Genomic DNA, 22,502 nt, shown 5'->3' with positions numbered 1-22,502 from the left:
CGGGTGGCGATGTTTTCGAACGGACACGAGACTACCGATACGAATTGAAGCAACTGCGCGCCGGCGCAACAGAATACCGCTTTGAATTCCCGGCGGCCTCTGCAGCATGGCGCCGAATCCGGCTGGTTCAGGATACGTACCGGCCACCACCATTGGCAACGTGAACTATGGACCTTCTTCTCACCCACGGCTATTTTCTGCAGGACGATGCCAAAGAGCGGGAAATCATGAAGCCCTACCCGCCGCTTGGGTTGCTTTACCTTTCTGCGTATCTCAAGCAAAAAGATTTTGCCGTGGCAATCTTCGACAGCACGTTCGCGGGCCAGCAGGACTTTGCGCAATTGCTGTCGGCGAAGAAGCCGGCTGCCGTCGGCCTCTACGCCAATCTCATGACGAAATTCAACGTCCTGGCGATGATCTCGATTGCGAAGCAGCACAATTGCACGGTGATCGTTGGCGGGCCGGATCCGCCCTACTACGCCGAGGAATATCTCGACTGCGGCGCGGATATTGTAGTCATCGGCGAGGGCGAGCAGACTCTGGAAGAATTGCTACCGATTTTGCAATCCGGCCGGCACGAACGCCTGCTGCAGGTGGCCGGCATCGTTTTCAAAGATCAACACGGCCGGGCGCAGCGCACGCCCGCGCGGCCGCTGCTGGCTGATCTCGATCGGCTGCCGCTGCCCGACCGCGGCGCTATTGATTTGCCGCGCTACGTTGCCGCGTGGCGCACGCATCATGGCACGGGCGCGGTGTCGTTGATCACCAGCCGCGGTTGCCCTTATTCCTGCACCTGGTGCAGCCATTCGGTGTACGGCAAATCCCTGCGCAAACGCAGCCCGCAACTTTGCGCGGAGGAAGTCGAGCTGATTCGCGCGGCGTATCAGCCCGATATGCTGTGGTATGCCGACGACGTGTTCAACATCAATCACAAATGGCTGTTCGAATATGCCGCCGCGCTGCAACAGCGCAAGATCAAGATTCCCTTCGAATGCATCTGCCGCGCCGACCGGCTGAATGAAGAAATCGTGGCGGTGCTGGCGGAAATGGGCTGCCTGCGCGTGTGGCTGGGCTCGGAGAGCGGCTCGCAGCGCCTGCTGGATCAAATGAAGCGCGGGGTGAAGGCCGGGCAGGTGCAGGCCATGACGCGGCTGGCCAAACGCTACGGTCTCGAAACCGGCATGTTCCTGATGTGGGGTTTCGAGGACGAAAACGAAGATGACATTGCCGCTACGATCGACCATGTGAAAAAAGCCAATCCCGATCTCGTGCTGACCACGGTGAGCTATCCCATCAAGGGCACGGAATACTACCAGCGCATGGCTGAGCAGAACCTGATTGCTGCAAACGGCAAGTGGCAGGCAAGCAACGACCGCGATTTTCGCATCCGCGGCCGGCACTCGCGGCGCTACTACGATTACGTCAATCGCCGGCTGCACGGCGAGCTGGCGCGGCAGCGGCTGCAAGAGAACGGAACCGGCTCCTGGCTGCGCCGCGCACAAGCGGCCGCGCAGGCGCAGCTCGGCAGGCTGGGTATGGCGCTGACCGCGCATGAGCGGGAGGCATGACCCACCGGGCGACGAGCAGCAAAGAAACCCTTGTTGACTTTCTGGCTTTTTCTGTGGAGATTGAACTGCCTGGTGCGGCACGACTGGCCTTGTGTAAGCCGGCGGTGATCGGCAGCAGCTCTCCCCGGTGAGCCTTGTCTTGTTGCGCGATGGAGTTGACGAGTGCTTTGAGAAGCTCTGGCGTGGCACGTTGCCACGGAGGAAAGGCGGGCACAATGGGTAAATCTGAAGCAGAACGCCATTATGCAGAACGGATTGGATGGTTGCGCGCAGCAGTTCTGGGTGCGAACGACGGCATTGTCTCGACCGCAAGTCTGGTGGTGGGCGTTGCCGCCGCGCAGGCGACCCGCAGTAACGTGCTGATCGCGGGAGTCGCCGGTCTGGTCGCCGGTGCCATGTCGATGGCAGCGGGGGAATATGTTTCGGTCAGCTCGCAGGCAGATACCGAGAAAGCCGACTTGCAACGGGAACGCGACGAGCTGGCGACGAATGTGGAATTCGAGCGCGACGAGCTGGCGTCCATCTATGTCAAGCGCGGACTCGAACCGACCCTGGCGCAACAAGTCGCCGATCAATTGATGGCGCACGACGCCCTGTCGGCTCATGCCCGCGACGAGCTTGGGCTTTCTGAAACGCACACAGCGCGCCCGATTCAAGCCGCGCTGGCCTCTGCCGCCACCTTCGCAGTGGGCGCAACTTTGCCGCTGTTGATCGTCTTGATCAGCCCACCTTCGAACATGATTCCTCTTGTCGCCGGCAGTTCTCTCGTGTTTCTGGCGCTGATGGGTGGACTGGCCGCGCGCGTCGGCGGCGCCCGGGTGGTCACCGGCGCGGTGCGCGTGACGTTTTGGGGAGCCTTGGCCATGGCCGCCACGGCGGCAGTGGGCGCCATGTTTGGAACCGTCGCGTGAGCGGCTGAAGAGAGATCGCCGACGAAGCTGGCCTTTACGGTTTCACTGCGCCTGTTGGAACAGCAGAGGCGTTATTTGCGGGACTCGAACTCTGTGCTCTGCCAGGTCCCGGCGATTTTAAGCGGCGCTGTTTCGTACGATTCACACAAGAGAGAAGGCGCCCGGCATGATTCAATTCCTCGGCAGCATCGGCTTTGGCTTGGTGTGGGGCTGGCTGCTCGCCTGGCTGACGGCGCGCCGGCCCGCGGCCCATCCCTTCCTGAAATTTCTCGCGCTGGCCGCCGCCACCATTCTCGCTGCTTTCATTCCACTGCTGTTCGTCAACCTGCGGGCGGTTATCGCCTTCGGGCTGGCAATGGCGCTGGCCTTTCTAGTTCACACCGTGTGGCGCGCGGATCTGCACAAGCGCGCGTCTTCATCATCTTCACTTTCCTGAGGAGGGCTTATGAACGAATCCGCTTCGTTGATTCAACTGCTCGGCGCCGGCGGCTTGGGCGCGGTTATCGGCTGGTATGTCTACTATATCAACCGTTATCGCCAGGGCGACGTGCAGCTCAGCGATATCGTCACGCTGGTGGGCGCGATCGGCGGCAGCGCGGTGCTCGCCATCTTCCCGCAGCGCAGCGATCTCTTCGGCGCGTACGGCATCGGTTTGTTTAGCGGCTTTTTCGGGTACTTCTTCATCCTGATCGTCATGGTGCTGATCTCGAGAAACTTCAACCGCGACTGGTTTCTCGACGGCCGCCGCAAGAAGCTCGGCGCGGATGAGTTCATTCCGGAAGGCGCGCGCATGGAAGGCAGCACGCCCATGGCCATGCCGGATCAGGAAGGCAAGAAATCGCCGCTCGGCTGAGCGCAGCCGCCGGTTCACGGTTTTGATTTCACCGGATTGATTTGCTGCAGAGACAAAGCGTAGCGCAGGCTGCCCGCCTGCCAGCGAGGGCAAGCTGGAAATCTGCGCATCAAGCTTATTGTGATCGTTCTGCGAGAGTGAGACGATATGCCCGAGAATCCGCAAGCAACGCTGCGCGCATTGCTGCTGGGTGAGCCGCCGCACGAGCGGCCGGGCGCGCCCGAGCCGGAGCTGCTGGCTGAGCTGGCGCCGGTGCTGCCGGCCGCGGTGCTCGCCAACGCCATCAACACCATCACCGGCATCGGCTTCATGCCGGAAGCCGAGCGGCTGGCGGCATTGGCCGCCTTGTTGCAGCGCGCCTACGAGTTGGGCGATCATGCGCTGCTGGCCACCGAACTGGTGCGCTTTCCCCGCGTCGTGCCTGCTCTCTCCTCTTCTCTGCTGGAGCCGGCCTTTGCGGCCGTGCGCGAAGCTGACCTCACCAGCCTTTATCGCGGTGAAGCGGATCGTGCTCTTGCCCTCGCGTTGCTGGCCGACCGCCTGCCAGGGACACCCTTCTTGCGATCTCTCACGCAAGCAGCTTTGATGCTGGCAAAACAGCCCAATCTCGACAGCGACCAGCAGGAAGCGCTGGTGATTTTGCTCAGCCGCTTGCCGGCGCCTCTGCCGCCGGACGAAGCCAATGCTCTGCTGGCGGCGGCGCGCGCGATGAGCGAGGAACGCTGGCGCAGCCTGGCGCTGGCCGGTTTGATGCCACATTTCTCCGAGGCGGAAGAGCGCAGTCTGGCCGTTGAGTGCATGCTGGCCGCGCGCGCGATCAACTGGACCACAGCGCGGCTGGAAGCTCTGCTCGAACTGAGCCTGCGCGTGTCCGGCGCGTTGCCGCAGGAAATCGCGGCGGAGGCGCGCAGCCAGGGCTCGGCGGAAGAACACGCGTCCGCGCTGTCCCTGATTGCAGAGCGCGCCGGCCCCGGCTTGCAGGCCGCCTTGCGCCAGCAGGTGGAGGCTGCCGGTTTGCCGAATGAAGGCACGCTGCGCAATTTCCTGCCGCTGATGCCGTTCTGGTCGGATCAACAAGTCGCCGCGGCAATTGGATTGTTGGAAGATTTGTGGGAATCGGAACAGGAAATGACCCTGAGCCGGCTGTTGCCCCATCTTGACGAATTGCAATTGGGGCAAGCGCTGGCTTTCGTACGGCAATGGCAGGCGTCCGAGATTACGCGCGCGCGGCTTTTGTTGCGAATGGCGCCCCGGCTTTCGCCGGCGCTGGCGCAACAGGTGCAGACCATCGCAGAGAGTTTTGAAATCAAATGGTGGCAGCGCCGGGTGCTGGCCGCCTTGCGGCCGTATTTGCCGGCGGCAGCGCAAGCGGCTCTGCCCGCGGAAGTGAAAACGGTTTCTGGCGAGTATTGGCGTGCGCTGTTTATGCAGATGCCGGAGGAGCAACGCCGCCAGCTCGTGCTCGACATGATCGCCGCGATTTGGGATCACTACGGCGGTGCCGCCGCACCAGCGCCGCAAGCGAAGAACGGCGGCTCGACGGATCAAACGCGGACGGATGAGCCACTGCCTGCACCACCGCCGGCATCTCCGAGCCGAACCGAACGCGGCACTGGCGGCGCGTATGATAAGGATTATTCCCCTCTGCCGGGTCCCGTCCCGGAACCGCCGCGTAGCTCCAAACGCTCATGGCCGTGGCCGGGTAAGCGCAAGGCTGAGCGCGAAAGTGACTCGGGCACACGCTCTCGCGGTGTGCCGCGCAATGGCGGCTCCCGCACGCGCTCGCGCGGAGCACGCGGTCGCGGCGTCGGCAGCGGCGATGATTTCGAGGGCGCGCCGCCCATCGAGCCGGACGATACGCTCTACTTTGAGCCGGGCGCTGAGCCAGCGCCGCCACGCCAGCCCACGGTGAACACCGGCTTTGCGAGTCTCGAGAACGCCGGCCTGCCCCTGCCTCCGGCTCAGCCCTTGGTGCAGCAGCAGCGCTGCTATTTTTGGTTTGAAGTGAGCCGCGAGCGCATCGCGGGCGCAATGGATCTACAGCCCACGGCCCTGCCGGTGGAACATCTGCCCAAAGAGGCGCGCCTCAAAGTCGCGTTGTTCGCCTATGACGGCGAAATCGAGTTGACCACCGGCGAGGACATTGGTGAGATTCAACTGCAGCAGGATGGGCTGGCGGAGGTTACCCGGCCGGCTGCGCAACCTGCCGGCCTCTCTGTGGAATTGCTGCAGCGGCGGCTGTTCTTTGCGGTGAAGATGCCCCCGCGCGCCGGTCGCTTTCACCTGCGCTGCAATATTTACTGCGAACAGGTGCTGGTGCAATCGCATCTCGTGGAAGTGGAGGTGGCGTCACGGCTGCAACGCCTGCTGCGCGGCAGCCGCACAAGCCCGGCACTACAAACCCGCGCCGATTTCACCCTCAGCAAGAATCTCGATGTTGCGCGGTTGGAGCACTTGCAGCCTCATCGCCTGAGCTTGATGCTCAACGACAACGGCAACGGCACACACGGCTTTCGCTTCTTCGGCGCTGAGGGTGCATCCGAGTTCAAAGAAGACGCGAGTATTCCTGGCCAGGAATTGCAGAATCTCATCACCAAAGCACGCGAAGCGTTGCGCCTGGCAGCCTGGGGTGACAGCGAGCCGTGGCAGTCCGGCAAGAAGTTCAAGTACGACGGCAGCGGCGAACTTGAACAGCTCAAAGCCGACCTGATCAAATTCGCCAAGCGCGGCTACCGCTTCTATGACGTGGTGATCACTCGCCTGGCCGGCGGCAAGGAGAAAGCGCGGGCCCTGCAGGAACTCATGCGCAAGCCCGGTCTGGTGCAAATCGCCAACAAAGACTCGATTCGCCATCTCCTGCCGGTTGCCATGCTGTATGACTATGATTTCGACACCACTGCGCCGGCGGACGGCTACACGCTCTGTCCATCTTTCCTGCAGGCCCTGCAGCAGCCTGGTCAGCTTTCTGAGAATGAATGCTTCCAGGGTGCATGCCCCAGCCGCGGCCAGCCGCTGGTGATTTGTCCCAGCGGTTTTTGGGGCTACCGCCACAACCTCGGCATGCCGCCTTCGCTCACCAACGCGCCGGTGGAAGCCGCCACGGAGATCCGCTACCAACAAGCGCCGGCGCTGGTGGTCGCGGTTTCGACCGATGTCAACTTTAAGCTGCGACCGCAGCACGAAGCCCGGCTGCAGGCGTTGCGTCCGGGTGTGGGATGGCATCATGCCCTCACCCGCGACGACACCATGACGCAGATGAAAGAAGTTGATTCGCAGGTGGTGTATTTTTATTGCCACGGCGGCTTCGATAGCGAGGAAGATGTTCCCTATCTGCAAGTCGGTGATCCCGCGGTGCAGCAATACATCACCCGGGATTATTTGCGCAGCAAGCTCCGCGACCTGCCGGCGGCCAAGCCGCAGCCGCTGGTTTTTCTCAACGGCTGCCACACCACCGCGCTCGAGCCTGAAGTGGCATTGGATTTGGTCAGCGGCTTTGTGGAGAATGCCCATGCCGCGGGCGTGATCGGCACCGAGATCACGATCAATGAAGCGCTGGCGTGCATCTTCGCGGAAGAATGCCTGCGCCACTTTCTCGACGGTGTTGCCATTGGCGAGGCGGTGCGCCGCGGCCGGCTGAAGCTGCTGCAGCAGGGCAATCCCCTGGGCCTGGTTTACATTCCATACGTGGTCGCCAGCTTGACGCTGGTCAAGGCAGGGTGAATGCAACGCGGCGCCGCAACAAGAATGCATGAACAAATCTATCACTGGCTCGCGGTGTTGCGTTGTCCCGCCTGTCGCGGCCCGCTGGCGTTGACTGTGGCCGGCTCGGTGCGTGCTCTGGGTTGCCCGGCGTGCGACACGAGCTTTGCCATTCTCGACCAAATTCCCCGCCTGCTTGCGCGCGAGCGCGTCGCCGCGCTGGCCTCCTATTGCGCACAATACGATGATTTGCGGCTGCGCGAGGGTTGGGCCAGCACGGTGCCCGGCTATTACCAGCATTTGCCGTTTCGTGATCTCACCGCAACCCATGTGGCCGAATGGCGGCTGCGCGCGCAATCCTTTCAATTCCTGCAAAAATGGTTGCAGCAAAACCACGGCAAGAGCAGCCTGCGCATTTTGGATCTCGGCGCCGGCAGCGGCTGGCTGAGCCGCCGGCTTGCAGAGCAACACGCCGTGCTCGCTCTGGATGTGAACGCGGGGCCGCATGGCCTGGCTGCGTTGCCGGCAAACCAGCGGCGCTTTCTGGCCGTGCAAGCCGAACTCGAGCGGCCGCCGCTCGCCGCTGCCAGTTTCGAGATAGTGATCGCGAATGCGAGTCTGCATTATGCCCGCGACCCGGCGCAATGCTGCGCGGAAGCCGCGCGCGTGCTGCGGCCCGGCGGGCAATTCATCGTGATGGATTCGCCCGTCTATCCCACACCGGCAGCAGCGCAAGCAGCGGCCCGCCGCAGCGCAGCCTATTATGCCGAATACGGCGTGCCCGGGCTGGCACAAAACTACGGCGGCTTGACCGATGAACTCTTCACCGCGCAGAAGCACTTTCGCTTCATTCGTCTGCGCCGTGACTTTGTCACTCGCGAGTTGATGGTGAAATGGCTGCGTGAAAAAACCGGAAGTGCCGTGGCGGCCCGCTTTCCGATTTGGATCGGCGAGCGGTTGCCGCAACCGGCAGAAAACTGGAAGCCGGGACGGCCGCGCGCCGGCGCCGTGCTGGTGCACGACCGGCACTTGCTTACCTATCATTGTCTGGTCGAAGGCCTTGATGTGTGGCGCATTCCCGGCGGCGGCATCGAACCCAGTGAAACGCCGGAGCAGGCGGTGCAGCGTGAATTGCACGAGGAACTCGGCCTCACCATTACGCCGCAACGCAAATTCGGACCTTATCATCAGCCGCGCAAGACGGATTGGTATTTCCTCGCGACCGCGGACGGTGCTGCGTTGCCCACCAATCACGTCCAGCCGCCCGAAGACGGCTGCCTGGTACAGTGGCTGCCGCTGGCCAACCTCGCGGATTTCGACATTCGCCCGCCGGCGCTGAAGTGGGAGCTGGTGGAATATTTCAATCATCATGATGCTTGAGTCTACCACCACCAAAAAGAGGGCGACGTCTCGGACGGTGCTTCGTCATTTCTGGCGTCCGACTCAAGCATGCAGGAGATTCTTGCAGAATGACAAGAGTTGGATCGAATGCAAGTCATTGGGCGCTTCAGCAGAACCTCAGAACTTCGGCAGCTCCGTGGTCCAACACGCAGGCAGCGGCTTCGCCAAAATTGCTGTATTCTTGTTGATCAGTTGCGGTCAACAAAACTTCCCTCCGGGCCATCTCTTCCGCGCCACTGCCGCAGAAACCGTCTCCTCGCCTGCTGTTTATGATTTCGATCACGACGGCCGCCTGGAGATTGTCATCGGCTCCTTCGATGGGTTTTGCTATTTGCTCGATGACTCCCTGCGCGATCTGCCCAACTGGCCGCAACGCATCGCCGGTGGCGCGTTTTCTTCTCCGGCGTTGTGGGACGTTGACGGCGATGAACAGCCCGAGATTTTCATCGGCGGGAATGACGGCCGGTTGCACGGCTGGCATTTCACCGGCGCGAAGGTCGCCGGCTTTCCGATTGATCTCGGCTATCGCGTCTGGTCTTCGCCGGTGATCATTGCGGATTCCCTGCTCGCGATTGGCGGCCATGAGCAGATGTTCGTGTGCAATCGGCGTGGCCAACCCGCAACCGGCTGGCCGCAGCGCATGCAAGGTTGGGCCATGGCAACTCCGGCTTGGCACGAGGATTTGCTGGTGATCACGACTCTGACGCCCGGTGAAGCGAGTCGCGGTTACGTTTATGCCTGGCGTCTTTCCGGAGAGGCTTCTCCCGGTTTCCCCATTCGCCTGCCCATGGATGCGCCGGCTTCGCCGAGCCTGGCGGATTTGAATGGCGACGGCCGCGTGGAAATCATTGCCGGCGACGAAAGCGGCTTTCTGCATGTGTTGCAACTGGAGGGCAGCGAGCTGCCGCCGTTTCCGCGCCTGGTCGGCAAAGGCATTCATGCAAATCCGGTGATCGCTGATCTCGATGAAGACGGCAAACTCGATCTCATTTTCGCCACCACCGACGGCGCGGTGCACGCGTGGAGCGCCACCGGCGATTGTCTGCTGGGCTGGCCGGTGCGCCTCGGCTACGAGATGAACAGCTCCGCGGCAGTGGTCGCGCTGGCCGGCGGCGGACTCGGTGTGATCATCGGCGGCGGCGATCATTTGCTGCACGGCTTTGCCGCCGGCGGCAGGCCGCTCGCCGGCTTTCCGGTGGCGTGCGGCGCGGAAATGCATGCCTCGCCGCTGGTGGCTGATTTGGACGGCAATGGCCGGCGCGAGATCGTTGCCGGTGCGCACAATGGGATTCATCTGTTGCAGGATTGGTTGCCGGCCGGCAGCGCGGTGTTGCAATCGCAAGAGTGGCCGATGTTCCGGCGCAATGCGCAGCGCAGCGGCTTGGGGCGGGAATGAGCCGCGGCTTGACAGGACGGCGAAGCCGGCAGGTACAGAGCTGTATTCCCTCAGCGGCGGTAATGGTGGGCAGCAGAAACGAATGGACAACATAAGGTTCGCCGGCGTGCGGGCAGCAACCTGGCGAGCGAATCTAGCAGTGGCGGACGGTCATCTTCTTCGAAGCCCGTCAGGACGCGAATCATGAGGGCTCGGGCTTTCTCATTTGCTTGATTTCAGCCACGATGTTGTCGAGTGACAATTCGCCGAACAATTGCCGGCGCTCTTCTGTGTAATTCCCGTGGCCGGTGGAGAATTGGTTGATGAAGCGGATGGTATTCACAACGCCAATCTCTTTGCACAAGACTTGAATCGCTGTGTGAGTGATCTCCGTAAGCGGTTTCAATTGCAGGGTCATGAGGAAACCTCCTCGATCAAGTGAATTGGTGAAACCACCTTTATTTTCAATTTCTTCAATTTTCTCGCTTCCTTCAGAAGCTTGTCATCAGTCGTGCAAAAACAATCGGCTTGAATCGCCTCTGCCGAGGCGAGATGCAAAGCGTCGAGCACATTTATTTTCTGCAGAGTGAATTCATGGCCGCGGGCGACGTCCGGATTTTTCAGTGTTTCAAACAACAAAACTTCCGAGGAAACCAGCTCCAGTTTTCCTGACTCACAGAGCGCCAGAAGAGACAGAACCGCCTCCGCTTCCACCATCACGCGGACTTGCTTTTTCTCATCCAGCGGACGCTGCAGGCTGCAGTTGTCGAAGTAGACTTTCATGTTTCACAATATAAATTTTCCTTGTCAACTATCATTTGACATTTTTGCAGCGCAGCGGCCGTGGGCGGGAATGAGCCGCGGCTTGACTTTTCTCCAAGACCCGAGTAGCTTTCTGCAACCATTTGAAGCAAATCATGAAGGATGTTCCAGAAACTTTGCTGCGCGAGATTACGCGGCGGCTGGTGGCTGAGCTGCAGCCCGAGAAGATCATCCAATTCGGCTCGCATGTCTGGGGGGAACCAGACACCGACAGCGATCTCGACCTGTTGGTGATCGTGGCTGATAGCAACGAGCGGCCGGTGCAACGCAGCAGGCGGGCGCATCGCTGTCTGAGGGGTCTCGGCGTTCCGAAGGATATCATCGTCAAGACGAAAGCCGAAGCCGAGCGCAGCCGCCGTATTCCGACCTCACTCACAAACAAAGTGATTACTCAAGGGCGGGTACTCTATGGATGAAGCCAAGTCCGAGGCGATTCAAAAATGGCTCACCATCGCGCAGCACGATCTGGCCTCAGCGCACAACCTCGCGCAGGAACCAGAGCCGTTGCTTGATACGGCCATCTATCACTCACTGTCAGCAGGCCGCCGAAAAAGCTTGGAAAGCCCTGTTGGTTTTTCATGACCTTCCTTCTCTGCCAAGTGTTAAGAGCAATTGCTGAAACCGGCACGGTCAATCTCAGCCTGACGCTGCGGCGCTACCGGGCTTTCGGCGAGGATGCCGCCAACTGGTACGATGGCAAAGTTTTCAGAAAAGTCTTTGCCTGCGCCGCGCGCTTGCATATGCTGGAAATTTTTGCCGAGGGAAATGAAGTCCGCTATCGGGTGGTTCCTGCAACGCGCGCGCGGCGCGTCCAGGCGGAAGCCGATCGGCTTGCCCGCCACATTCTCGGCCTGCAATTTCCGCTCGACGCATTCTATGCGTTCGCCGAACACGATCCGGTTCTGCGCCGGCTCACGCGGCAATTCCGCGGGTTCCGGCCGACGCTGACCGCCGATCTGTTCGAGATGATGGTTACTTCCATCAGCGCGCAGCAGATCAATTTGCCGTTTGCCTTTGCCGTGCGCAGCCGGCTGGTGCGGCGTTACGGTGAGCGCCTCTCGCTCGGCGGCGGGAGGTATTTTGCCTTCCCCACGCCGGAAAAATTGGCGCGCGTGCGTGTCGCCTCCCTGCGCCGGCTGCAATTCACGGAGAGAAAATCCGAGTATATCATCGGCTTGGCGGCAGCGATTCGCGACGGCCGTCTGGATTTGCAGCAATTGCCCCAACTCCCGGACGAAGAAATCGCCGCGCGCTTGCTCCCTGTGCGCGGTGTGGGCCGGTGGACGGTCGACTGGCTACTGGCGCGCGGACTCGGCCGCGGCCACGCCATTGCCGCCGGCGATCTCGGTGTGCGCAAGGCGATTCAACATTTCTATTGCAATGATGAGCCGCAGACGGAAGACACCATCCGCGCCTTCGCGCAGCGCTGGGGAAATTTCACCAATCTGGCCGTGCATTATTTGCTGACGGGCTTGGCGCTGGGCGCCTAGCGCACGGCTGCTCCAGTTTCCATGCCATCAGGCGCTCAAAGCCTGAATAGGATTCTGAAGGATTCTTGACCACAATGCAACCACTTGCACCGCGGAGCCGCGGAGAGCGCAGCGTTTCAAAATCAAGAGAGTCATTCTTCGCGTGTTCGCGCTGAGCCTTTGAGGTGAATGACACGGGCGTGTGCCTCAATCTTCACAGGATCCATACTGGATGACAGTTGGATGACGGTGATGGTGGCCGGGCTTTTCAAGGCAACGCCACCTGCGTTCAGACTGGCAATACGCCAGGCCCGCCCGCGCGCTCGGGGAGAAGAATCGCTTGCGAATGAAACATCTTTTGCTAGATTTTCTGCCGGCCATTGAATTCCAGCGGGAAGAGACAGCGCAACCTCAGAGGGAATGGATGCCGTTCGGCCGCGCTTGCCGTGCGCGCCGCAAGCATGACATCTGTCATTGACACCCTTCCGCATCGACCATCCGGAGCAATCATGTCCGCCCTTCTCGATCAAGATCTTCAGTCTCTGCAGGAAGTACGCAGCCTGATGCAGCGCGCGAAAGCGGCCCAGCTCGCCTTCAAAACGTTCTCCCAGGAGCAGGTCGATCGCGTGGTCGCGGCTATGGCCGAGGCCGGCTTCAAGGCCAGTGAGCGGCTGGCGCGGCAGGCGGTGGAGGAAACCAAGTACGGCAAGGTCGCCGACAAGATCATCAAGAATCAATTCGCCACGCGCGATCTCTACGAAAGTCTGAAAGCGCTCAAGACGGTCGGCATCATTCGTGAAGACGCGAAGAAGAAGATTATCGAGATTGCCGAACCGATGGGCGTGGTTGCCGCCATCGTGCCCACCACCAATCCCACCTCGACCGCGATGTTCAAGTGTCTCATCAGCGTGAAGGCGCGCAATGCGGTGGTGGTTTCTCCGCATCCGCGCGCCAAAGAATGCACGCTGGCCGCCGTGCATGTGATGCGCACAGCCGCGGAAAGCGCGGGCGCGCCGCCGGATTTGTGTCTCTGTTTATCGCTGCCCTCGCAAGAAGGCACGAACGAGCTGATGCGCCATCGTGATACTGCGGTGATTCTCGCCACCGGCGGAACGGGACTCGTGCGCGCGGCCTATTCCGCCGGCAAGCCGGCCTATGGCGTGGGGCCCGGCAACGTGCCGGTTTACATCGACCGCAGCGCGGACATTCCCAAAGCCGTGGCCGATGCGGTCGCCGGCAAGACTTTCGACTGGGGCACGCTGTGCTCCTCGGAGCAGGCGCTGGTGGTCGATGCGCCGGTGGCTGATCGCGTGCTCGAGGAGCTGCACAAGCAGAAAGCATATTTTTTGAATGACAGCGAGGCGGACAAAGTCGCCAAGGCCCTGGTCACGCCGGATTTTCGCATCAACGCCGAGATGGTGGGGCAGTCACCGCAGCGCATTGCCGCGGCTGCGGGCTTCAGCGTGCCGGATGACACGCGCGTGCTGGTGGCGCGCCTCGCCGGCGTGGGCAAGCCATACCCGCTTTCGATGGAGAAGCTTGCGCCGGTGCTCGCGCTCTACGTGGAAGACGGCTGGCAGAAGGGCTGCGACCGCTGCATCGAGCTGCTCAACTTCGGTGGCCGCGGCCACACGCTGGCGATTCACTGCCAGGAGCGCGACCTCATTCTGCAATTCGGCCTGCAGAAGCCCGCGTTTCGCATCATCGTGAATTCGCCGGCGGCCATCGGCGCGGTGGGCTACACCACCGACCTCGATCCCAGCATGACGCTGGGCTGCGGCTCGTATGGCGGCAACATCACCAGCGACAACATCGGGCCGGTGCATTTGATGAACATCAAGCGGGTGGCGTGGGAAACCAAGCCGCTGGCAAAACCGCGCGACACCGGCGCCTGGCGGCCTGCGGTTGCCGTGGAGGCGCGCGGCAGAAATGAGTTCCCCTATCAAAAAGCGCTGTCCTCCGACGTCTCCCGCAAAGGGCCGGCATTGTCGAGCACACCGCCCGTTGCTGCCGGGAATCCGGTGGCGCCTGCCCGCGCCGAGGTGGCGACGATGCCGCCGCCGGCTGCGATCAAGCCCATGGCGGCGGCACCGGCTGCTGCCGATCAGAAATTCGGCACCAGCGGTTTGAGTGCGGAGGAGGTGGATAGGATTGTCGCTGAGTTTTCCAAACGCAAATGAAGGATTGTCCGACATACCTCGCGCAATGTCTTCAGGCCAGATAAACTTCCTGGCAATAAAAAAGCCCGTTTTCAGAAACGCTTCCGGGCAAGTCAGGAAAGGCTATCAAATGGCCACCACTATCTTCCGCGGGCAACGGGCTGACCTCAAACGGATAGTTCCTCGGGTTTTCCGTTCAGCCTCCTCTGTCTCCGTCAACGAGACGGATACTTCTTGATGTAAACCGGCTTGATTGGCTGCTGTGCCGGAACCGTCAGCTTCGCGCCATTCGGAGGGCGGAACGTCGCGTGACTTGTTCCGGGCGGTCACGATCAGACGGCTGGCCCGCGTGAAAATTTCTCTTTGAGAAAGTGTTTGTACAGACAAACGGTGTTTGCATTGCTTCGAAATTTGTCTTATTTGTGGAGTCGGTAAGCAAACGGTTGATAGTGAGCGTCATAGAACTATCGTCAGGAACAAATAATGGCGACAAAGATACAGCAAACACAAGCGGACTTGGTGAAGGCCATTACGGACATTGCTGAGGCGGTGCCGCTGGCGCGAGCGGTGCAGCTCCATCAGTTTGCGCTCTTTTTCAAGACTCATCCGCTGCCCACCGAAGAAACATTTGAAGAAATCGCCACCGATGAGGCCTTGTGGGATGAACAATTTGCAGGGACCGACAATGCCAAGTTAGCTGGACTGGTGGCGGCAGTCGAGGCTGAAACCAACGAAGGCAAAGTGCTGCCGATGTTCGATGAACGCGGCGAATTCATCGAGCACCAATGCAGTCGCAAACGACCAAATCGTTCTGGAAACATTATTGGGCCTTGCCTTCAGAAATCCGCCAACGCGCACGGCACGCCTACAAGTTGTGGAGAGATAAACCAGCGCACCCCAGCCTTTTCTTAAAGCCGGTGAAAGACGGACAGCCTATCTGTTCGGTCGTATTGGTTTAGGATACAGAGCGCTCGGATTGCTCAAGGCAGATACGGTTACCTGGTTTTGGATTGGCACACACGATGAGTATGACCACCTTCTCAAGTGAGCGAAGCGAATTCGTCGCCAAGTCGCTGCCCGACACACGCTTGTCCCTGACGCTGCTCCGCTGCGCTTCGCGGCAGAGGTGATGTTGTGCAACTACTTTCAGTCTCTCAATCCGCCACTCGCGCAGATTGCTCCGCAACTTTTCCAGGATCTTAGTCCGAACATTTCTCAGACAGGCCCTAGTCTTGCCTCCACGGCCAGCCGGCCTCCACCCCCACCTGCAACCCCAAATCCGGTGAGCTGTTGAAATAGGCGTAGTTCTCCGTCACCGCAATGCTCCAGCGCAAGCCGTGGCTGGCGTCGAGCTTCACGCCGGCGGTGATTTCATGCGCCATGCGGCGGATGCCTTCACTCGTCACGCCGGCCAGGGGACTGGTGGTGTGGCGATCTTGCATCAAAAGAGAAAGGCGCTTGCCGAACGAATGCTCGTAGCTCAAGATGATGGTATAAATCGGAGACAAATCGAGTTCCGGCAAAATCTCCCAGCGTCCGGGTTTGGTCACCGCGAGGTTCAAGTCCAGCCAGTTGCGTTGCCAGGCCCATGAAGCACACAGCGCCACGCCGAAATCAACGGAACCGTTGCCGCGCAGTTTTTTCTCGTTGCCGGTCGGCAGCTCGAGAGCCGCAGTAACGGCCAGCGCCGGACGCAGCTTTCCGCTGGTCGCAAATTCTCTTTTCACCAGCAGCGACAAATCCCCCACGCCGATTCCCGCCAGGCTGGCTTTACCCCCAAAGAAAAGCTGTTGATCGAAGTACAAAAACACATTGGCATCGTGGCGCAGGAAATCCGGCCGGTCACCGTCCGGCATGCTGAAGAGACGGTGAAAGCGCTCGATCACCGGGTCCATGAACTGTCCGCCGAAGCGCAGCACCGGGAGCTCGGCAGCGAACGAGAGTTGCGCCAGCGGCGCATAGTCGAGGCGCAGCCGCCAGCGGCTCACCTCGCAATCGAGCAGAAAGGCATCCACCGCCGGATTGCTGCGCACAATGCGCTGCACGGTTTCATCGGTGAAGGGATTGCGGCGGCCGGGCAACTCGAGCTGCGCCACGATGCCGCCGGACTTGACAAAGGTGTTGGCACGCTCGTACGAAAGTTCGAGGCGGAGCTGAGACGGCGGCAGAGTCGCTGCCGGTTCCGCGGTGAACACAAAAAAGGGCAGCGCCACCGGGAATTGGTTGCGTGCGTGCAATGGACCACGGCGGGTGACGGTTTGAATCGTGTCGCCTGCGGCAGCGCGGGCGGTTTCTGAAGAGTCGTTTGCCTCGCTTTCTTTCATGCCGAATGAATCTTCGGACGCGATGGTCCACGGCTCAGTCTTCACAGGTTCCCCGCGGAACGAGCCTTGTGCCGCGAGCTGGCTGTGCGCCAGCAGCGCGAGGGAGAGGAGGGCAGCTTTCAGGGCGGTGACCGGCTTTCTTGTTCTATCATACTCGCAGGAATTTTTTCTCGCGTTCAGGACGAGCCTCGCTTGCGCCGCGCTCCCAATGAGGGGAAAAATGACCGCGCGCGGGGCAGAAATGCCAATGCGAGCTGCGCGACTGAGCAACGAAGCAAGCGGGTGAGTGTGGGACACGTGATTCTTCCTTTTTTGTGCGAATGCAAAATACAGTCATTCCAGCCGGAAAACAAGCATCAAGTCAAAGGGCTTGCTGATTTCGGCAAATCTTGCTACCATCTCGCGTGCAAGATCATGCTGCAGCCCGGCCATCGCCGGGCCAGTGACCGGCTTCGAATTTCCACGGCCAAAATTTTTGAGGAGGAGAATCTGAATACACGCAGGGAGGAGTACGACGTGATCGTGGTGGGCGGCGGCCCGGCGGGCGCGACCGCCACGCTTTATTGCGCCCGCCACGGCTTGAAAACCTTGCTGCTCGACAAAAGCAAATTCCCGCGCGACAAAATCTGCGGCGATGCCATCTCCGGCAAAGGCCTGCGCTTTCTGCGCGAACTGGGCCTGGAGCAGGATCTCCAGCTCGTGCCCAAAATGAAGGCGCGCGGCATCATCTTCTCGGCGCCCAACGGCAAAGCCGCGAGCATCTCCTTCACGCCGCCGCAGTCCAAACGGCTGGTGCATGGGTATGTGTGCCGGCGGCTGGTGTTCGACAATGTGCTGTTCCGCGCCGCCAGGCAGGCCGCTGCCGCCTGCGTTGAAGATTTCATCGTCGAACAGCTTCGCACAGAAGGCGAGACGGTGGTGGGCGTGGCCGGCCGCGAGCGCGGCAGCGGCATGCAGCGCGAGTTCAGCGCGAAGATCGTCCTGGGCGCGGACGGCTTCGATTCCGTGGTGGCGCGCGGCATGGGCCTCTATGAGCATGACAGCCGGCACTGGTGCGTGGCCACGCGCTGCTACTATCGCGGGGTGAGCGAGCTGACCGACTACATCGAAATTCATTTCGTGGAAGACGTGCTGCCGGGCTACTTCTGGATTTTTCCCCTGGAAGACGGACTGGCCAACGTCGGCATCGGCATACTGCATTCCGAGATTCGCAAGCGCAAGATCAATCTGCGCGCGGCGCATCTGGCCGCCACGCAATCTCCCCATTTCAAAAAACGATTCGCGCAGGCGCAGCCGCTGGAGGACATTCGCGGCTGGAATTTGCCGCTGGGCAGCAAGCGCCGGCCAATTCACGGCCACGGCTTCATGCTGCTGGGTGATGCCGCCGGCTTGATCGATCCCTTCTCCGGCGAGGGCATCAGCAATGCCATCTATTCCGGGCATCTCGCGGCGCAGGTGGCAGCGCACGCCTGCACGGCCGGCGATTATTCCGCGGCCGGACTACAGGAGTATGCCGATTCGCTGTGGCAGGCCATCGGTCCCGAGCTGCAAACCAGTTTCATGCTGCAGCGCATTGGCCGCATCCGGCCTTTGCTCAATCTGGTGATCGGCAAAGCGGCGAAGAGCATCGAAGTGGCGCAATGGATTTCGAGCATGATGGCCAACGAAGCGCCGAAAGAGGCGCTGGCCTCACCGCTGACGTATTTGCGGCTGCTGTTCACGTAGTGAGACAAGGAGTCAAGGAGGCACGGAGACAAGGAGTCAAGGGGACAAGGGAGAGGGCGTTTGTATTCGTTACGAGTGTTCGAACAAATCCGCCTGCGCCGAGGGCCGGCGAAAATGAGTGGTGGCAAGCGGCGAGTCGTTCTGGTTGAGTCCGTACTTCTGGCAGCAGACTTCGAACAGCCTGGCGATCATGCCGGCGCGCTCGCCGGCGCCGGTCATGCGCGAGCCGAAGCAAGAATCATTGAGTTTGCCCTGGCGCATCTCGGTCAGCGCATTCAGCACCTTGGCGGCGCGCTCGGGGTAATGCACGGCCAGCCAGTTCGTGAACAGCTCTTTGACCGCATGGGGCAGCCGCAGCATGATATAGCCCGCGCTGGTGGCGCCGCGTTCCGCTGCCGCGGCCAGCACCGCCGCCATTTCATGATCGTTGAGTCCCGGAATTACCGGCGCGAAGTTGACGCCCACGGGAATGCCCGCAGCCGCAAGCCGGCCAATCGCCGTCAGCCGTTTTTCCGGCGCCGAGGTGCGCGGCTCCATTTTGCGGCAAAGCTGATTGTCCAGCGTGGTGATCGAAATCGTGACCGCGACCAGATTGCAGCGCGCCAACTCCCGCAGCAGATCGAGATCGCGCAGGAGGAGGGCATTCTTGGTGATGATGCCGGTGGGATTGCGAAAGCGCAGCAACACCTCCAGGCAGCCGCGCGTCAGGCGCAGCCGCCGTTCCGCGATTTGATAACAGTCGGTGTTGCCGGAGAGCGCGATGACTTGCGGCCGCCAGCCGGGCTTGCGCAGCTCCTGCTCCAGCAGCGCCGGCGCCCGTGGCTTCACCAAAATTTTGGTTTCGAAATCCAGGCCGGCGGACCAGCCGAAATATTCATGGGAGGGCCGCGCATAGCAATAGATGCAGCCGTGCTCGCAGCCGCGATAGGGATTGAGGCCGTAGGTGAAAGGAACATCCGGGCTGTCGTTTTTCGAAAGAATCGAGTTGCTGTTGTCGACGAAGTAGGTCGTGGGCGCGGCCGGCAAGCCCTCCTGCGCCAGCCACTCCGGGTCGATCTCAACCCTGAGCTTTTCGAAACGATTGCCCGGGTTGAGCGTGGTTCCGCGGCCTTTGATGAGATATTCTGGCGTCATATTAGTTCTTTTTGTTCACCAAAATAATCTCCTGACAGGCAACCTGCAAGCACAATATTGGTATTTTTGTTCACATAAATCGACAATGTCACATTCTGAGCATCAACACTGGGTCGCGGAGTTCGCAGGCAAAATTGCCTGAATTCTCTGCGAACTCGGTGGGTCAGCACGCAGCCTGACATAGTCAAAATAAGTGAGTGGGTGTTCTCCATCATACCCAGGCAGGCTTACCGAAAACGGTGACACTAACCGCCGTTGACTTGCCCCATCAAGCAGGAGGGGGATTGCGCCTTCAAATCAATGCGCGGATTATCAGCCGGCAGTCAGCCGGCCTCTGCTGCGTCTTCATCATGGAAAAGTCCATTGCGATTGCGAACCTGAAATATTAAGTTCAGCGCCAATCGCGTCACCACGACGAATAGAGAGATGCCAAGTATCCTCTTCAAAAACGCATTGCTCGTGACCATGAATCCGGCCCGCGAGGTTTTTCACGGCGATTTGCTGGTGGAAGACGATCGCATCGCGCGCCTGGTGCAGGCAGATGAGCCGGACAACATTGCCTTGCCGGCTGCGCCGGAGGCGCGCGTGATCGATGCCAGCGGCTGCGCGCTGCTACCGGGTTTCGTGCAGAGCCACATTCATCTGTGCCAGACTTTGTTTCGCAATCATGCCGAAGATTTGCGTTTACTCGACTGGCTGCAGCAGAAAATTTGGCCGTTCGAGGCCGCGCACCATGCCGCTTCGATGCGCCTGTCCGCGCGGCTGGGCATCGTGGAATTGCTGGCCGGCGGCACGACCACGATTTTGGACATGGGCAGCGTGCATCATTATGATGAAGTCTTTGCCGAAGCCGAGCGTTGGGGTTTGCGCTTGGTGGGCGGCAAGTGCATGATGGATTTCGGCGACCAAACGCCGGCGGGCTTGCGCGAAAGCACCGCCGATTCCCTGCGGGAAAGTGAGCGCCTGCGGCAACACTGGCACGGCGCTGCCGCCGGCCGGCTGCGCTATGCCTATGCCCCGCGCTTTGCGCTTTCCTGTTCTGAAGGCTTGTTGCGCGCGGTGGCGGAAGCGGCGGCCGCACAAGGCTGCATGGTGCACACGCATGCGGCTGAGACTGCGGAGGAAGAGGCCATCCTGCAGGCGCAAAAACAGCGCAGCAGCGTGGCCTTTTTTCATGATGTGGGCATTGCCGGCCGGCATTGCTGCTTTGCGCACGCGGTGCAGGCGAAGCCGGAGGACATTCAGATGCTGGCGCGGGACGGCACCGCGGTCGCGCATTGTCCCGGATCGAATTTGAAGCTGGCCAGCGGCCTCGCGCCCGTGGTCGAACTGCGGCGGGCGGGCGTCACCGTTGGTTTGGGCGCTGACGGCGCGCCCTGCAACAACCGCCTCGACATTTTCAGGGAGATGCAATTGGCGGGTTTGATTCAGAAGATTCGCCACGGCCCGCAAGCGCTCTCCGCTGAGGCCGTCGTGGCAATGGCCACGATCGAGGGCGCCGCTGGTCTGGGATTGCGCCGCGAAATCGGCAGCCTGGAGGTGGGCAAAAAGGCGGACTTGACCTTGCTGCGCCTCGAGAGTGTGCATCAAACGCCGCCCAATTTGAGTGAGGTCTATTCACAAATCGTTTATGCCGCCGGCGCCGGCGATGTCCGGCTCACCATGGTCGATGGCCGGGTGTGTTATGCGGGTGGGGAAATTCCGCAGCTCGACCTCGCGCAAACCATCGCCCAGGCGCGGGCCGAATGGCGGCAATTACTGCTGCGAGTGGCTTTATGAACGACGGGGAATTGCGGGTGGCGATCGGATCGCTGCGGCCGCCGAAACTGGAAGCCGTGCGCGAAGTGATGAGCCAGGTCGCGCCGCTGCTCGGCTACCGGCCGGGTCGGATCAACTACATTGCGCGCGAGGTGGAAAGCGGTGTGTCGGAAGTGCCGCTCTCGATTCATGAGATTCGCCGCGGGGCGCGCAATCGCGCCGAAGCGGTGCGCAAACTGGTCGAGAGTGAATTCGGTCCGGTGGATTTTGCCATCGGCCTGGAGGGCGGGCTGTTCATCCTCAGTACCGCGCGCATCGAGCGCGTGCATTTGCAGAGTTGGGCCTTCGCCGAGCGCGGCGGCCTCGGCCACTACGGCAGCTCGATGAGCATGCCGGTGCCGCCGGCGGTCACGCGCGCGGTGATCGAGAAAAAAGAGGAGCTCAGCGCGGTCATCGACCGCTATGCCGGCCGTAGCGGCGTGCGCAATCAGGACGGCGCTTTTGGCGTGCTCAGCCGCGGCTTTCTCAATCGCCAGCAGGCTTTCGAGCTGGCGCTGTTCGCAGCGCTGGCGCCCTTCTATCACGAAAAACTGTACAACCTGCCATGAGTCTGTGGCGCATCAAGGCGCCGATCTACTCCCGCCTTCGCCGCCTGCCGCCGCTGCACTTCATTCTGCAACAGGAAGGCCGGCAGCTCGCCGCGCTGCTGCAGCAGATTGAACTTCCCATTCACCGGCATTTGGATGTGGGCAGCGGCACCGGCGATGCGCTGGCGCTGTTTCCGGCTGCCCGCTGGCGCGTGTGCGTGGACGCTTCGCCGGCGATGCTGAGGCAATTGCACGCTTCGCCGAAGCTGGCGGCGCACGCCGAGCATTTGCCCTTTCGCGGCCAGTCTTTTGATTTCATCACTGCCATCGGAGTGAGCGAGTACGTTGCGGATGTCGCGGCATTTTTCCGCGAGAGCCGGCGCGTGCTCACGCCGGAGGGTTTTTTCCTGTTCACGACGGCGCCGCCCAAGCCCGGCAATTGTGCGCGGCAGATTTTGGGTGAGCCGCTTCATTTTTTGCGCAGTGCCGAAGTGGCGGCGCACCTCACGCGCAGCGGCTGGCGCCTGCTGGCGCAACGGCGAAGCTGGCTGCAGGAGCAATGGCTGGTGCAGCCGTCTGTGTGACGGCGCAGCGCGTTTTGCCAGCGCTTTTCCTGCGTTTGACATAAATGGTGTCCGTCCAGAAATGAAGAAACCGCCCGGGCGCTTGGCCTCGAGGCGTACACAGGCCGAATAAGACGTGTACTTGTTTATGGCG

At 61.1% G+C, this 22,502-nt stretch carries 20 protein-coding genes and 1 pseudogene; 17 read left to right on the top strand and 4 right to left on the bottom strand.

What is annotated here, in order from left to right; genetic code table 11:
- Positions 1 to 167: 167 nt before the first annotated feature.
- From L6R21_09935 to L6R21_09905, 7 genes are all read left to right on the top strand, one after another.
- Positions 168 to 1,568, top strand: a complete 1,401-nt coding sequence (locus L6R21_09935; GenBank protein MCK6559505.1) for a B12-binding domain-containing radical SAM protein — start codon at positions 168 to 170, stop codon at positions 1,566 to 1,568.
- A gap of 215 nt (positions 1,569 to 1,783) precedes the next feature.
- A complete protein-coding gene (locus tag L6R21_09930) occupies positions 1,784 to 2,479 on the top strand; it encodes a VIT family protein (protein ID MCK6559504.1) in 696 nt (231 codons plus the stop codon).
- Positions 2,480 to 2,645: 166 nt separating this feature from the next.
- A complete protein-coding gene (locus L6R21_09925; GenBank protein ID MCK6559503.1) occupies positions 2,646 to 2,915 on the top strand; it encodes a hypothetical protein in 270 nt (89 codons plus the stop codon).
- Between the two features lie 9 nt (positions 2,916 to 2,924).
- Entirely contained in the window at positions 2,925 to 3,332 is a 408-nt protein-coding gene (locus L6R21_09920) for a hypothetical protein (protein ID MCK6559502.1), read from the top strand.
- Positions 3,333 to 3,479: 147 nt separating this feature from the next.
- Positions 3,480 to 7,052 (top strand): CHAT domain-containing protein, encoded by a 3,573-nt coding sequence (locus L6R21_09915; protein ID MCK6559501.1) that lies wholly within the window; start codon positions 3,480 to 3,482, stop codon positions 7,050 to 7,052.
- A 24-nt stretch (positions 7,053 to 7,076) separates the two neighbouring features.
- Positions 7,077 to 8,411 carry a methyltransferase domain-containing protein gene (locus L6R21_09910; GenBank protein MCK6559500.1) on the top strand — a complete coding sequence of 445 codons (1,335 nt, stop codon included), beginning with the start codon at positions 7,077 to 7,079 and terminating at the stop codon, positions 8,409 to 8,411.
- A gap of 157 nt (positions 8,412 to 8,568) precedes the next feature.
- Entirely contained in the window at positions 8,569 to 9,828 is a 1,260-nt protein-coding gene (locus L6R21_09905) for a VCBS repeat-containing protein (protein MCK6559499.1), read from the top strand.
- A 181-nt stretch (positions 9,829 to 10,009) separates the two neighbouring features.
- Here the strand turns inward: L6R21_09905 and L6R21_09900 are convergent, their stop codons facing one another.
- Together L6R21_09900 and L6R21_09895 are read right to left on the bottom strand one after the other, a co-directional pair.
- A complete protein-coding gene (locus tag L6R21_09900; protein MCK6559498.1) occupies positions 10,010 to 10,225 on the bottom strand; it encodes a hypothetical protein in 216 nt (71 codons plus the stop codon).
- The gene (locus L6R21_09895; GenBank protein ID MCK6559497.1) at positions 10,222 to 10,524 is read right to left on the bottom strand and encodes a hypothetical protein; all 303 of its coding nucleotides are present in this window, start codon (positions 10,522 to 10,524) and stop codon (positions 10,222 to 10,224) included. The genes L6R21_09900 and L6R21_09895 overlap by 4 nt, the downstream gene beginning before the upstream one ends.
- Before the next feature lie 200 nt (positions 10,525 to 10,724).
- On the opposite strand from L6R21_09895, the gene L6R21_09890 reads away from it, so the two are divergent.
- From L6R21_09890 to L6R21_09865, 6 genes and pseudogenes are all read left to right on the top strand, one after another.
- Positions 10,725 to 11,045 (top strand): nucleotidyltransferase domain-containing protein, encoded by a 321-nt coding sequence (locus L6R21_09890; GenBank protein ID MCK6559496.1) that lies wholly within the window; start codon positions 10,725 to 10,727, stop codon positions 11,043 to 11,045.
- Positions 11,038 to 11,211, top strand: coding sequence for a hypothetical protein (locus L6R21_09885; protein ID MCK6559495.1), 174 nt, complete (start codon positions 11,038 to 11,040; stop codon positions 11,209 to 11,211). Before L6R21_09890 ends, L6R21_09885 begins: the two co-directional genes overlap by 8 nt.
- The gene (locus L6R21_09880) at positions 11,208 to 12,119 is read left to right on the top strand and encodes a DNA-3-methyladenine glycosylase (GenBank protein ID MCK6559494.1); all 912 of its coding nucleotides are present in this window, start codon (positions 11,208 to 11,210) and stop codon (positions 12,117 to 12,119) included. The genes L6R21_09885 and L6R21_09880 overlap by 4 nt, the downstream gene beginning before the upstream one ends.
- A 488-nt stretch (positions 12,120 to 12,607) precedes the next feature.
- Positions 12,608 to 14,278 (top strand): acetaldehyde dehydrogenase (acetylating), encoded by a 1,671-nt coding sequence (locus tag L6R21_09875; protein MCK6559493.1) that lies wholly within the window; start codon positions 12,608 to 12,610, stop codon positions 14,276 to 14,278.
- 462 nt (positions 14,279 to 14,740) lie between these two features.
- Entirely contained in the window at positions 14,741 to 15,169 is a 429-nt protein-coding gene (locus L6R21_09870; GenBank protein MCK6559492.1) for a hypothetical protein, read from the top strand.
- Positions 15,088 to 15,305: pseudogene (locus tag L6R21_09865) on the top strand (hypothetical protein). The gene L6R21_09870 and the pseudogene L6R21_09865 overlap by 82 nt, the downstream one beginning before the upstream one ends.
- Positions 15,306 to 15,483: 178 nt before the next feature.
- Here L6R21_09865 and L6R21_09860 read toward each other — a convergent pair.
- Positions 15,484 to 16,878, bottom strand: coding sequence for a DUF3187 family protein (locus L6R21_09860; protein ID MCK6559491.1), 1,395 nt, complete (start codon positions 16,876 to 16,878; stop codon positions 15,484 to 15,486).
- On the opposite strand from L6R21_09860, the gene L6R21_09855 reads away from it, so the two are divergent.
- Positions 16,879 to 18,306: a geranylgeranyl reductase family protein gene (locus L6R21_09855; protein ID MCK6559490.1), complete on the top strand. Its 1,428-nt coding sequence runs from the start codon at positions 16,879 to 16,881 to the stop codon at positions 18,304 to 18,306.
- Positions 18,307 to 18,375: 69 nt separating this feature from the next.
- Here L6R21_09855 and L6R21_09850 read toward each other — a convergent pair whose 3' ends face one another.
- Positions 18,376 to 19,440 carry a PA0069 family radical SAM protein gene (locus L6R21_09850; GenBank protein ID MCK6559489.1) on the bottom strand — a complete coding sequence of 355 codons (1,065 nt, stop codon included), beginning with the start codon at positions 19,438 to 19,440 and terminating at the stop codon, positions 18,376 to 18,378.
- 426 nt (positions 19,441 to 19,866) lie between these two features.
- Between L6R21_09850 and L6R21_09845 the strand changes: the two genes are divergently transcribed.
- The 3 genes from L6R21_09845 to L6R21_09835 are packed head-to-tail and all read left to right on the top strand — an operon-like array spanning position 19,867 to position 22,369.
- A complete protein-coding gene (locus L6R21_09845; GenBank protein ID MCK6559488.1) occupies positions 19,867 to 21,219 on the top strand; it encodes a 5'-deoxyadenosine deaminase in 1,353 nt (450 codons plus the stop codon).
- The gene (locus L6R21_09840; protein MCK6559487.1) at positions 21,216 to 21,806 is read left to right on the top strand and encodes an inosine/xanthosine triphosphatase; all 591 of its coding nucleotides are present in this window, start codon (positions 21,216 to 21,218) and stop codon (positions 21,804 to 21,806) included. The genes L6R21_09845 and L6R21_09840 overlap by 4 nt, the downstream gene beginning before the upstream one ends.
- The gene (locus tag L6R21_09835) at positions 21,803 to 22,369 is read left to right on the top strand and encodes a class I SAM-dependent methyltransferase (protein ID MCK6559486.1); all 567 of its coding nucleotides are present in this window, start codon (positions 21,803 to 21,805) and stop codon (positions 22,367 to 22,369) included. The genes L6R21_09840 and L6R21_09835 overlap by 4 nt, the downstream gene beginning before the upstream one ends.
- Positions 22,370 to 22,502 lie beyond the last annotated feature (133 nt).

This window comes from bacterium (assembly GCA_023150945.1).
Classification (GTDB): domain Bacteria; phylum Zhuqueibacterota; class Zhuqueibacteria; order Zhuqueibacterales; family Zhuqueibacteraceae; genus Coneutiohabitans.
The sequence above is the reverse complement of the archived record's forward strand: the minus strand, read 5'-3'. Positions and strand labels throughout refer to the sequence as shown.